The organism is Melioribacter sulfuriphilus, assembly GCF_052656625.1.
On sequence record NZ_JBQXXK010000006.1, the window covers coordinates 112,730 to 125,239 of the forward strand.

At 37.8% G+C, this 12,510-nt stretch carries 11 protein-coding genes; 2 read left to right on the forward strand and 9 right to left on the reverse strand.

Translation table 11 applies throughout. The features are described 5' to 3' along the window. Positions 1-40 precede the first annotated feature (40 nt). The 8 genes from ACUN8G_RS09175 to ACUN8G_RS09210 are packed head-to-tail and all read right to left on the reverse strand — an operon-like array spanning position 41 to position 9,321. Positions 41-1,168, reverse strand: coding sequence for a CotH kinase family protein (locus ACUN8G_RS09175; protein WP_437346773.1), 1,128 nt, complete (start codon positions 1,166-1,168; stop codon positions 41-43). 2 nt (positions 1,169-1,170) lie between these two features. After that, positions 1,171-2,157, reverse strand: a complete 987-nt coding sequence (locus ACUN8G_RS09180) for a porin (protein WP_437346774.1) — start codon at positions 2,155-2,157, stop codon at positions 1,171-1,173. Further along, positions 2,150-2,827 carry a DUF4956 domain-containing protein gene (locus ACUN8G_RS09185; protein WP_437346775.1) on the reverse strand — a complete coding sequence of 226 codons (678 nt, stop codon included), beginning with the start codon at positions 2,825-2,827 and terminating at the stop codon, positions 2,150-2,152. Before ACUN8G_RS09185 ends, ACUN8G_RS09180 begins: the two co-directional genes overlap by 8 nt. A 38-nt stretch (positions 2,828-2,865) precedes the next feature. Beyond that, a complete protein-coding gene (locus tag ACUN8G_RS09190) occupies positions 2,866-3,159 on the reverse strand; it encodes a PG0541 family transporter-associated protein (RefSeq protein WP_437346776.1) in 294 nt (97 codons plus the stop codon). Positions 3,160-3,169: 10 nt separating this feature from the next. Further along, positions 3,170-6,283 (reverse strand): efflux RND transporter permease subunit, encoded by a 3,114-nt coding sequence (locus ACUN8G_RS09195; protein ID WP_437346777.1) that lies wholly within the window; start codon positions 6,281-6,283, stop codon positions 3,170-3,172. Between the two features lie 13 nt (positions 6,284-6,296). Continuing rightward, positions 6,297-7,334: an efflux RND transporter periplasmic adaptor subunit gene (locus ACUN8G_RS09200; RefSeq protein ID WP_437346778.1), complete on the reverse strand. Its 1,038-nt coding sequence runs from the start codon at positions 7,332-7,334 to the stop codon at positions 6,297-6,299. Position 7,335: 1 nt separating this feature from the next. After that, on the reverse strand, positions 7,336-8,673 hold the full coding sequence (locus tag ACUN8G_RS09205) for a TolC family protein (protein WP_437346779.1): 1,338 nt from the start codon (positions 8,671-8,673) through the stop codon (positions 7,336-7,338). 27 nt (positions 8,674-8,700) lie between these two features. Then, entirely contained in the window at positions 8,701-9,321 is a 621-nt protein-coding gene (locus tag ACUN8G_RS09210) for a TetR/AcrR family transcriptional regulator (RefSeq protein ID WP_437346780.1), read from the reverse strand. Positions 9,322-9,703: 382 nt separating this feature from the next. On the opposite strand from ACUN8G_RS09210, the gene ACUN8G_RS09215 reads away from it, so the two are divergent. Both ACUN8G_RS09215 and ACUN8G_RS09220 read left to right on the forward strand, forming a co-directional pair. Continuing rightward, entirely contained in the window at positions 9,704-9,913 is a 210-nt protein-coding gene (locus ACUN8G_RS09215) for a cold-shock protein (protein WP_437346781.1), read from the forward strand. Between the two features lie 261 nt (positions 9,914-10,174). Further along, on the forward strand, positions 10,175-10,387 hold the full coding sequence (locus ACUN8G_RS09220) for a cold-shock protein (RefSeq protein ID WP_437346782.1): 213 nt from the start codon (positions 10,175-10,177) through the stop codon (positions 10,385-10,387). 51 nt (positions 10,388-10,438) lie between these two features. Here ACUN8G_RS09220 and ACUN8G_RS09225 read toward each other — a convergent pair whose 3' ends face one another. Beyond that, positions 10,439-12,508, reverse strand: coding sequence for an insulinase family protein (locus ACUN8G_RS09225; RefSeq protein WP_437346783.1), 2,070 nt, complete (start codon positions 12,506-12,508; stop codon positions 10,439-10,441). Positions 12,509-12,510: the final 2 nt, after the last annotated feature.

The window sequence follows — 12,510 nt, forward strand, 5'->3', positions numbered from 1 at the left end:
TCCTCTAAATATTTGATTACAAAGATAGTCTATTCGGCGTTCAGTTAAAATTTTCCAATTGATTTTTTATATAATCAATTCTTCTTTCGATAAACAGCTTAAGATTTTCAGATTCTATGTCAATGTCAAAATTATTTGCTTTCAGCCACCTGTCGTTATTATAAGCCTGATAAATAACGGCTTTCATCGAATCGATTTTAGGGTTTAAAATTGAGGTATTGAATGCTTTGTCAAGTAGTCGGTTGAAATGATCTTTATACAGTTTTCTGTAGTGAGGATAGTTCATAAGTTCTTGAATTAGATAATTGTTTCCCGGGAAAGCAGTTCTGTCATTCTCCCACATGAAGGTTCTGTCGAGATCCCACGGTACAATTTCAAATTTATTTGTAACGGCGTCCCGTCTTAAACAAAAATTATGAATCACACCGTCCCAGTTACAAATAAGAACCGTTACAGCCCAGTATTGTAAAAATTTATCCACATCAAATATCTTCTCAAGTTCTTCCGGGAAATTGTCTCCGGTGGAGCTCGTAATTGAAATCAACTTTTCAAGCGTGTGATAATTTTTGTCATCTGGGAATTTTTTTTCATAGCCTTTCCGCACATCTGGTAAATCATCGTAGTTAAAGAATGCAAATCCGTTGTAAGCTTTGTATAATTCCGACGTTTTAATATTCCTCTTGATAAAAAAAGTTTCGTCAATTGGTTCTATTAAATAATAGAGCCCTTCGTAGGTATTATTGATGTAAAGAACAACCGGTTGAACTTTAAAAGTAAGCAGGTCAGTATGTTTGAAGATTTCAATTGCAAGGAACGATCTCATCGTTGAAGGATCAATGGCTTGTGAATTCAATATAACTTCCGAACATCCAAAATAAGGGTCGCATCCTTCTTCATAAAATATTCGATAGTTTTTTTTAAAATTGCCTCGTGAACTAAATCCCTGATGCCTTATCTTAACTCTTTGTTCTTTGCCATTAACATTTAATCGGGCTGTAACTTTGAGATCCGAATATGCATTTTTCTTTAGGAGCCCATAGTTCTCTTCTGACATTTCTAAAATGTAAACAGGAAGATCATAATTTTGAACAACTGGTGGCTCAGTAATAAAATCGCACGATACAATTATTATCGAGAGCAAAAAAAGAGGTAGATACTTACTTCTCATTTTTACCATCTCACTTGCAGCTGAATCATAACATTGCTATCCGTTAACGATCGTTTTGATTTATTATAAAGACAATTATTTGTTATTAGATCACCGTTTATCATTAATCGCGCACTATCGTTAAAATAAAAATTACATCCCAGCAGTAGCTGGATTTTGTTTACGTCCATAAAATCTGTATTATTCACAAGCAAGGCTCCTGAAAGAACTGGTTCAAAACCAGTGAGAATTTTTCCATTGAACCGAAATACTTTTGATGTGATAAATCTTGCAGCGCCGAGATAAACATCGTTATCGCAACCACTTAATGCGCTGTAGTGTGATTCAATTGGATCCAAACCGTAATAAAACTCAAGGACCGACGCAATTCCCGCTATCGTATCGAAAATTCCAGCATTAAATGCGGTTGCATTGGGAATTTCAGTATCGCGAGTTCGAATTATCTGTAGATTTGCAAATGCGCCGTCTAAAGACCAGAGTGATTTTTTAACGGCTTTAATTACATAACTGGCAGTATGCGACTCGTTGTAATGGACGCCACCCGACAATAAAAAATCTTCCTTTTCCCATTCAATATGGATTCCCGGTTCACGATTTACGTATCCCAGCGGTTCGAGATAACGATTAACGATACTGCGTCTTATTGTTGGAAGTTTTTCACGAGAAGTCCACTCCTCGTATCCAAATCTTTTCTTTAAATCACCGATTTCGAGTTCGAGGTTTTCCAGCAATTCAAATTCTGCCGAGGCTTTATAAAGTATAATTTCTCTATCTTCTGAATTTCCTCTAATATCGACTTCTACTTTCGTATTATTGTTAATTTTATATTCAAACTCCATCTTAGCTTTGTAATAGCTTTCGATATAAATTCCATTGTACTCTGCTTTTCCACCTATTTCAAAATAACCGTTGTACTCCACCTTCTTTTGAGGATAAAGAATAAATGGAACAAATAGAATTGGAAAAAAGACAAATGAAAGTTTACGCATCTTTAAATTCCAGAACTGTAAAAAGGTTTTCGGCATTATTAAAAATGAAATCGAGAAATACTTTAACGGGGGTGCTGCTCTTCAAATTGACCACATAGTCGACCACGAGTTTATCGTACTTATCGGTTTTGAGCTGATAAATATCCCACCATTCCACTTCTCTATCCAGCAATTTTTCAATCGTTGTTTTGCCTTCATTTAAATCATTTACAAGAATTCTGAGTATGTGGGATTTAGGGGCAACTTCTTTTTCAACCAGGTTAAGTTTAGAAAAGATAATAAGGAGTGTACCTATAAAGAGAGTAGATGCCAGAGCAACATAATAGTATTTAAAACCGCAAGCAACTCCGATAGCCACTACGAAAAAGATATAAGCGGTATCCTGTGGATTTTTGACTTTTGTACGGAAGCGAATAATCGACACAGCACCGATCAGTCCAAAAGCTCCAGCCAGATTATTACCGATTACAAGCATAATCGAGGAGACAACTGTACTGATAAATACGAGCGTTTGAATGAATTCCTTGCTGTAACCTTTCTTTCTATGGGTAACATAATAAACCCACGCTACGAAGAGAGAGAGGGCTGCTGTAGCTGAAAGACTCAGTAACGCCTCTCTGACTCCGAACCGAAACGATTCCCAGAGTTTGATTGTTTCTATGCTATGCATAAATAATCTCCTCTTTTACCTTAGAATTTCATCGTTAGTCAAACCATTTTTTCGATGTTCCACACAAATGCATGAATACCCTGTTCTTCCGCTTCTTTATTTATTTTTTTTACTTCCTCGAGCAATGGCTCAACTTTGCTGTCTTCAATAACTGTTAAGACAACGGCATTTTGACTGGGCCAGATATGTGTGCCAAGGTGGGGCTCGCCTTTATCCGAGCCCTGACCATGCACGTTAATAAAGCGTGTAAATCCACGTATTGAAAGCTTTTCCAGACTTTCGTCTACTTCTTCCGTAATTCCGTGATTATATACTATCATTACTGCTTTCATTTTTCACCTCTCAGTCAACAATTTTTTTCTGTTTAACTTTAGTTTCAAAATACGAATAGAGAACAGGAACAAGGATCAACGTTATCAATGTAGAGAAGAATAGTCCGCCGATAGTTGATATACCAAGTGGTTGCCATATTTCCGAACCCTCGCCGGTACTGACGGCAAGAGGCAAGAGTCCAAGCAAGGTTGTAAGTGTAGTCATCAATACAGGACGCAGCCTGTTTCTACCCGAATAAATTATAGCCTCCCGCAATTGATAACCGCGTGCTCTTGTAATATTCGTAAAGTCGACAAGCACAATAGCATTTTTAACAACAATACCAACGAGCATAATACTTCCGAGGAATGCAATAACGCTAAATGGAATGCCTGTTATAAAGAGAGCAATGAATACGCCCGTGAATGCAAAGGGGACAGAAAACATGATAATAAAAGGATCGAGCAGCGATTCAAATTGTGCCGCCATTACCATATAAACCAGTACAACACTTAATGCAAGTAGTAATAGAAGGTCTTTAAATGTATCGCTCTGTTGCTCGATTTGTCCTCCGTATTCAATAGTAGTATTCGGAGGAAGTTCGATGCCGTCAACAAAGTTCTGAATATCCGAAGTTACTTCACCGAGTGATCTACCTTCAACGTCTGACAGCACTGCAATAACTCGTTCCTGTTCTCTTCTTTTGATTGTCGGAGGCGAATATGCCTGAACTACTTTACCTACGTCTTTAAGTCTAACCGTTGTACCAAGCAGTGTTTTAATGGGCAAGTTTTCGATATCGTCGATACTTGTTTTCTTTTCGGGAGGGAGACTGATGAAGATATCATACTCATCTCCCAGCTCTCTATATGTAGTTGAAGTAATGCCGTAATAATGACTTCTAAGAGCGTTACCCACCATGGCTGTGTTCAATCCGCTTGTAGCCATTTTATCGCGTTGTAAAATAATCTGCAATTCTGGACGCGGGTCACCAATATCAATTCGAACGTCACGAGTGCCTTCGATTGAATTCATAAAATCTTTAAGTCGATTGGCAACTTTGTAGGATTCATCGAGGTTGGGACCAATAATATCGACTTCTACGGGGGCACCGGTTGCACCAGTTAAAAAGGCGCCTGCTCCCGCAGTATTTACGCTTATACTTTTGATTCCGACAAAAGAATTAAGTCGTTCTCTCAAGGCGTCTGCCATTTCAAATATAGAACGGTTCCTTTCGTTTATTTTGGATGTTTTAAATTGGAAAGTGGCAATATTAGTACCCTCGCTCTGTCCGAACAAGACAGATGAAAAGCCCTGGTCGTTAACACCTGAGCGAGCTGTCATGTATTGAACTTCTGGAAAGTCTTCTTTTACAATGCGCTCTATTTCTTTAACGTATTTTATTGTTTCTTCGAGCTTTCTGCCTGGTTCAATTTCTAACGTCAGCTGGAATTGGGAAGAATCCGATTTAGGAATAAATTCTGTTCCCAACGTACCCAAAAGCATCAGTGAACCGGCAAAAATTAAAATAGCCGTTAAGACAACTGTCTTGCGATGATCCAATGCCCACGCAAGAACTTTTGTATAAAAGTCATCGATGCTTTCTAATGTAGACGACAAACTGGAGTCTATCTTTTTAAGAAGCGGATTCTTTATTGGTTTTTCTTCCTTTCTCGATTTCAACAGTTTTGAAGAAAGCATCGGGATGAGCGTCAGTGCAGCCAACAAGGAAACGAGAATCATTACCGTAACAAGAAATCCGAGCTGGTTAAAAAGAATTCCGGCGATACCTGAAATAAACACCAGGGGGAAGAATACCGCTACGATCGTAAAAGTAGCAGCAGCCACAGCAAGACCTACTTCTGAAGAGCCAAACACCGCAGCTTCTCTCGGTCGAGCTCCACGTTCGACGTGACGCGTTATATTCTCAAGTATAACAATTGCATCGTCCACAACCAATCCCACAGCAATCGACAGTGAAGAGAGCGATATAATATTTATTGTATTGCCCGAAAAATAGAGGTAAATGAAAGCGCCGATTAAAGATACTGGTAATGTCAATGCAATTATAAATGTAGCTCTCCATTTTCTGAGGAAAAGGAGAACCACAATCGTAACAAAAACAGCTCCCAGTAAAACAGCTTCGGCAAGATTATTCACAGATTGTATTATGAATTCCGAAGAATCCTGAGTAATATCAATTTTAACGTCTGATGGAAGATTCTTTTTTAGTTCCTCGATTTTTTCTTTAACATCTTCGGCCACCTGGACAGTATTTGCGCCGGATTGTTTTTGAATAATAATAAAGAGCCCGCGACCGCCATTGAGTCGAACATCTATTGACCTGTCTTTTAAACTGTCTTTTACAACAGCTACATCTTTAAGATAAACTAACTTACCACCCGCTTGAGATACTACAATGTTTTTGATATCATTAACATTTGCAAATTCCCCGGGTACTCTGAGATTGTACTCCATATCACCTACTTTGATTGAGCCGGAGGGGATGTTTAGATTTTCAGATTGTAATATCTGGGATATTTCGGCAGGTGAGATATTATAAGCTTCGAGCTTTTTAGCGTCGACGTTAATTAATATTTGTCTTACAGGACCACCGAATGCCTGAACGGTACCTACACCATTAACCCGTTTAAGCGGATCGATAATCTCTCTTTCGACAAGTTTGTTTAGCCCGATATAACTTTCTTCTGCCTGAACAGCAATAAAGAGAATAGGAAAAATATTTGTACTGAATTTAAATATAATTGGGTCTTCGGCGTCGTCGGGAAGATTTCGCTTTGCAAATTCAAGGGCAGAACGAATATCGTTCGAAGCTTCGTCGAGATTTGTGCCATATTCGAACTCGAGCTGCACAACGGAAATATTATCAATAGAAACAGAAGAAATCTTTTTAAGGTTTGTAACAGAACTCAAACCACTTTCGATTTTCTTACTGACGTTAATTTCGACGTCCTGTGCGCTTGCGCCTGGATATTGTGTCAGGACGCTTATGTAAGGTGGATCAATTTCAGGAAATAAATCAATAGGAAGCCTCTGAAAGGAAACTAAACCAATAATAATTATCGCAATAAAAAGCATTATAGTCGTTATCGGTCGTCTTACTGAAATTTCTGGTAAGTTCATCTCTGTCTCCTTTTTACTCTACTTTAGCTTTGATTTCAACGGCTGAACCGTCTTTGAGAAGACCCTGTCCTTTCGTCACAATATAATCGCCTTCGGACAAACCGTTAATAACTTCCACTTCGGAATTAAATTCCTTGCCTAATTTTAATTCAACCCGTTTTGCTTTATTGTTTTGGACAACGAAGCCATAGTAGGCATCGGAACCGAGTTGTTTCAATGCGGCAGAGCGATTTATAATTATTCCTTCTTTACTTCCTATCTGGACAAAAGCTCTAACAAACATACCAGGCCTTAGAAGATTTTTATCATTCGATATTTTAACTTCTACCTGAAAAGTCCGTGTGGTTGGATTAATTGCCGGATTGATTCTATTAATTACTCCTTTAAATTCTTCTTCTGGATAAATATCGGTTTTAATGATAACCGTCTGTCCAATTTTCACAGAATTAAAGTCAGACTCGCTTATGCCAAGCATCAGTTTAAGAGGATTTAATTGCATAATCGTTACTATTGCGGGAGCTCCCCCAGTAGGAGCAAGTAAAAAGATTTCTCCGTCGTTCAATCTTTTGGCTGTAACCACACCAGAAAATGGAGCTCTGAACTGTGTATTGGTAAGCAGAAGATTATACGACTTTTCGGCGGATTCATAATTAGCTTTTACCTGGTCAAACTGTGACTGTGAAACTGAACCGTTTTCGTAGAGAGGCTTAATTCTTTCGTAATTATCTTTTGCTAATTGATACTGAAGTTTAGCCTGAATTAACTGAGTATCATCCATCTGAAAAAGCAGATCACCTTCTTTCACAAAGCTCCCTTCTTCAACAAAAATCTTTTCTACTCTACCTGTCGTTTGAGCCCCTAAATTTGCTTCCTTCCAGGGCTGCAAAGTTCCCACCAGTTCTATTTCTCTTTCAATACTGGACTTAACCACTTTTGTTACTTCCACAGGAATCGGTCGATCGGTTTTAACTTCTTCTTTTTTTGAAGAACAACCTGCAAGTCCTACAAATAAAAGAAGTAATAAAGCCGGCACAATTTTATTCGATTTCATTTTATTTCTCCTTGATTTCATAATTAAAACTTTTACCCGTTAATTCGTGCAGATCGGCAAGAGCAGAGTGAAAATCGTAGATAGCCTGAAGTCGATTTAACTTAGCCTGCCTTAAAGCAAGTTCGGCGTCATTTACTTCGAGCTGTGTACTCAGTCCGTTTTCGAGTCTTGTTTTAGCAATTTCGTATCCTTTTTGTGCTTGCTCGACTGTCTTTGACTGAGCCTGGATTCTTTTCACTGCTTGCGATATATTATAAATAACGCTACTGATCTGAGTTTTTATTGCTTTTAAATATCCTTCCTTTTGCTCAGTAGCCTGGTTGAGAGAAATTTCAGCCTGCTCAACAAGCGCATCTGTTTTAAAGCCATTGAATATCGGCAGTTGAACCTGTACCCCAACCAGGAAAGTTTTTACCCATTTATAATCCTGAAATTTGAAATCATTGGACTGCGTTTGGTATTGATAGTTACTGAAAGCTGCCAGAGACGGGAAATAAGCAGCTTTTTGAAGCGATACACTTTTTTGACTTATTTCAACCTGTTTGTTGAGAAGTTCGAGCTGCGGATTATTTTTCATTACATCCTCAAGCACTGAATTGTAATCTGGAAGAATATAATTTTCATCGTACAATAGTTCACCTGTAACATCGATATTTTTCGAAGCGTCCAGACCAATTGTTACTTTAAGACCATCGAGCGCCAGTTTATAACTGTTTTCAGCCTGTAATACGGTTGGTTTTAAATTTTCAACCTGAACTTCAGCTCGCAGTAGATCATAGTCCGACATGAGTCCCTGAGCATTTAGTTTTCTTATATTTTCAAGATTATCCTGTGCATTTTTTAAGCTTTGCTGCATAACAACTTTATATTCACGTGCGAGCAAAACACCGAGAAACGATTTTTTTACGTTAGCAACTGTTTTAATTTCGATATTGCGTAAATTAACTTTTGCGATATCAACGCCCAGCGATGCGGTTTTCGTACCCTCGATTAACGAGAGCGAAAAAATCGGTAAGCTAAGGCTGACTGCCGCATTGTAAGAATTGTCCGACCCAATTTCTAGCGTTGGACCGAAAGGGGAGCCGGGCGGTAAAAAGATAACCGGTTTATTGATATATCTCTGATACTGCGCGCTTGCGTCAATTTTGGGATAATATCCACTTACTGTTTCCCTGAACTTTTCTTCCGATTTGTTAACTTCCATGCGCGCAATTTTAACATTCGGATTGTTCTCGAGGGCTAATTTAATAGCCGCATCAATATCGAGCAAAAGTCTTTCATTAGCTTGACCAAATGCAAGACTCGTCGATAGAAATATTATCATCCAGATTTTTTTCACTTCTGTCCTCTTTTTTTGTTAATAAACTTATTTATTTGGTAAATCGAGTTCTTTCAACTTTTTCCTTCCTTCATCAGTAAGAATACCTTCAAAAATTATCCTGGAAAAATAGATGTGAGCATTCTTTTCTGTAATCGGAAGCTCCTTAATCACTTCGGGAGTTATAATGTTGTGAACTGATGAAATCATAATAGCAACGAGATCGTGAAGTATATCATTCCTGAAGAATCCGCTTTTGGTTCCTTCTTCTAATATTTTGATAATGCGACTGTGAGCTTGTTCTTTTCGATATTCTTTCATCTCGGCCCAAATTTTGGGATGGTTATGAACCAGATCTTTAATCATATTGCCTTCGAAACGGGCTGAATTTTTGGTTACATATTCCATTAGCCGTTTCAGTTTTTCGAAAAAGTCGATGGTTGTATCTTTGAAGAGTTCGTCGAAAAATGTTTCAAAATCGATTTTTATTTTTTTTATTACTTCGCGGAGAACATGCTCTTTATTTGAAAAATATTTGTAGAGAGTTTTTTTACTTATGCCCAAATCGGCAGCAATCTCTTCCATTGTAACTTTGCTAAAGCCGTATTTCTGAAATTTTTCTTCAGCTACGGTCAAAATCCGCTCATGTAATTCTAAATTATCACTCAAAATAACACCTTCAGTCTTATTCTTTGGAAACGAAATTTGTATAAATCGTTTCCCAAATATATCTTCTCTTTCTGTTCCTGTCAAGCTTATTTTTCAAATTCACATATGAAAATTGAAAAATAGTTGAGTTATCAAGAATTGAAAATCGGTAAACAGACCGTATTTATCGGCAACAGTTCAGAAAATCACCATTTTTAACGATTTGAAATTAATTTTTAGTTCCATTAGGATATTAATAATAAATTACCTATGTTTGTTTTTGAAAGACAGTTGATATCGAAGTTTACTCAAGAAGTAATAGCAAATCGCTTAATCTCTCAGAAGTAGTTCCATAGCACCTGTCATAAACACAATACACAACAAATTAAAAAGGAGCACTGTTATGGCAGAGCGCAAAATCGGAACTGTTAAATGGTTTAACAGCTCAAAAGGTTACGGATTTATTACACAAGAAAAGGGCGAAGATGTATTCGTTCATTACCAAGCAATTGTAAGTCAGGGTTATAAAACATTAGACGAAAATGACAGAGTTGAATATAGCATAACTCAGGGTCCAAAAGGTCTACAAGCTGCCAATGTTAAGGTAATATAAAATAAATTCTAAGCCTCGCTCATGCGAGGCTTTTTTAATTACACCTTCCCAAAATTTTAAACATGGACACAAATTTTTATTTTTTTCAAATTTAATTATTCGTTTGGATATAAAAGAATAATTCATTATGTTAGCAACCGTAAGACAGTTGTTTTAGAAGTATACGAAGTAGTAGAAGCATCCCGCTCGAACCCTCAGTAGTTCTTAACCTCTGTCGAAAAAATAAACGTATTTACAAATTTATTTTAAGGAGCATCTGTTATGGCAGAGCGCAAAACAGGATCTGTTAAATGGTTTAACAGTTCAAAAGGTTATGGATTTATTTCACAAGAAAACGGCGAAGACGTTTTTGTTCATTATCAGTCGATTGTAGGCGAAGGCTACAAGACATTGAATGAAAACGACAAAGTTGAATTCAGTGTTACTCAGGGTCCGAAAGGTCTACAAGCCTCTGAAGTGAAAGTAATTCGATAAGCAAATAAAAACCAAAAGCCCCCGTTTTTACGGGGGCTTTTTTTATCCCTTCTATTTAACCTCGAATAGCGAATCAGGTAAACCAGTATTAATTTCAATTGTACTTACGTTTAATTCGATCGACTGCGGACCGAAACTTTGTATGTACTTAAACGGATATTTAACCCCATTGACTTCTTTATAATCGCTCATATCGGTAGTTTGAGTAAAACTTCCCTGAGGCGTCGAAATTGACGTTATGCTCCTTATAAGCAGCCACGTTTCCGGATCGAAATACTGTGTTGTTTTCTTTCCTCCAGCGGAAGTTAATACTACTCGATAAGCGTCTTTGCCGTTGATGTTTTCCATACCGGTTAGCTCGGGAGTAATTCCATACTTAGAATAATCGAGAACGGCATCGAGAGCTTCGTTTTTAAGGGATTCGAGCTGATCGCCCTGAAGATCTTGTTTCTGTCCCATTACCTCCACATAACCTTTATTCCCGTCGAAAACGGTCTTTTGTTTAAATACTCCTGCGTCAACTTCCTGATATAATTTGTTCGGGTATTTTTGATAAAGTGTCACACTTACATTCATTCCCTGCATAGAACCGTTCATCTTAATCATTCTATCTTTAACTGCGGCAAGCTTATCGGCTCCCCCAATTGCATTGACGTAATTTTTAATTATCTGCTCGGCAGTTAAGCCTTCTGGTATTTTACTGAGTGAAGGGTCGTATGGATTGCCGTTGATGTCGTAATATTCAATTTTGTTTGTAACAGTAAACTTTTTCAGTTTTTCGGCCACTTCGTCGGCGCTTCCAACAACCAGTATATAAGCATTATTCGGTTTGATGTATTTTTTTGCAGTATTAAGAACGTCATCAACAGTAACAGCCGCGAGATTTTTCAAATAATTTTTGTAATAATCTTTGGGAAGATTGTAGCGCACCGTGTTGATAGCAAAACGAGCAATTGTTGCTGGGTTTTCCAGGTCTCGTATAAAATTTCCACTTAAATAATTTTTGGCTTTTTTCAGTTCGTCTTCGGATACTTTCTCGTTCCGTATTCTTTTCATTTCTTTAAGGATCTCGGCAACTGCGCTGTCGGTTACGCTATTGCGCACTTGAGCAAATGCAAAGAAGGTTCCAACTATCGGATCGGAACGGAGTATGGAATAGGCGCCATAAGTATAAGCTTTATCTTCACGTAGATTCATAAATAATCTTCCTGTAGCGCTACCTCCTAAAATTAAATTAGTTACAGATGCTTTTATTGCATCTTCGGCTCCGACCTGTAGTTCTATTGGGTAACAAACCGATATAACGGATTGTACAGAATTTGCTCTGTCGACCATTGCAACTTTTGTAATAAGCGGGGATTTGGGTGTATTGTACTTATAATTTGGAACATCTCCTTTTTGCCAGCCGCCAAGATTTTTTTCTACCAGTTTTTTTGCTTCTTTAAGTGTAATATCTCCAACAATAGCCAGATAAGAAATATTCGGTTTGAAAAAAGTTTGATAGTAATTTTTGCACTCCTCCAGACTGATGGCCTTAAGAGTTTCTTCGGTTTCAAGTTCCCCGTAGGGATGTTCTTTTCCAAACATAAGAACGGAACGAAGTCGTTCTGCAATTGCATCTGGCTCGTCTTTAGATGCAGCTAAAGCAGAAATCATTTGTTTTTTAATCTTATCGAGTTCCTCCTGCTTGAATTCCGAATTCAAAATAACATCTGCCATAATTTCGAATATTTTATCTTTATATTTTGAAAGAGCCGATGCTGTTATATTATCTGCCGATGTCGAAAACGAAGCGCCCAGATAATCGATTTCTTCGTCAAGTTTGTCTTTTGTCCTATTTTTTGTTCCGGTACGCAGCAATTCACCGACGGCTTCAACATATCCTTTTTGATCTTTTTGGAGAACTGGATCGGAATCCACTTGTAAGTAAAAAGTTACTCGGGGTAGTTTATGATTTTCCACAACAAACACTTTAAGACCGTTCGACAGCTCGAACGACTCGTACTGCCCGATTTGAATTTCGGGTGCAGGTCCCGCTTCAGGTAGTCGGCTTCTGTCGACCTGCGCAAAAGTGGAAACCAATCCCGCAACTAATAAAAGCGCAATTATCTTCTTAAACATTT

Bases quoted from the DNA above. Each gene is read 5' to 3' on its own strand.
- ACUN8G_RS09220 (WP_437346782.1), top strand. From the start codon at position 10,175: ATGGCAGAGCGCAAAACAGGATCTGTTAAATGGTTTAACAGTTCAAAA.
- ACUN8G_RS09215 (WP_437346781.1), top strand. From the start codon at position 9,704: ATGGCAGAGCGCAAAATCGGAACTGTTAAATGGTTTAACAGCTCAAAA.
- ACUN8G_RS09175 (WP_437346773.1), bottom strand. From the start codon at position 1,168: ATGAGAAGTAAGTATCTACCTCTTTTTTTGCTCTCGATAATAATTGTA.
- ACUN8G_RS09200 (WP_437346778.1), bottom strand. From the start codon at position 7,334: ATGAAATCGAATAAAATTGTGCCGGCTTTATTACTTCTTTTATTTGTA.
- ACUN8G_RS09180 (WP_437346774.1), bottom strand. From the start codon at position 2,157: ATGCGTAAACTTTCATTTGTCTTTTTTCCAATTCTATTTGTTCCATTT.
- ACUN8G_RS09225 (WP_437346783.1), bottom strand. From the start codon at position 12,508: ATGTTTAAGAAGATAATTGCGCTTTTATTAGTTGCGGGATTGGTTTCC.
- ACUN8G_RS09195 (WP_437346777.1), bottom strand. From the start codon at position 6,283: ATGAACTTACCAGAAATTTCAGTAAGACGACCGATAACGACTATAATG.
- ACUN8G_RS09190 (WP_437346776.1), bottom strand. From the start codon at position 3,159: ATGAAAGCAGTAATGATAGTATATAATCACGGAATTACGGAAGAAGTA.
- ACUN8G_RS09185 (WP_437346775.1), bottom strand. From the start codon at position 2,827: ATGCATAGCATAGAAACAATCAAACTCTGGGAATCGTTTCGGTTCGGA.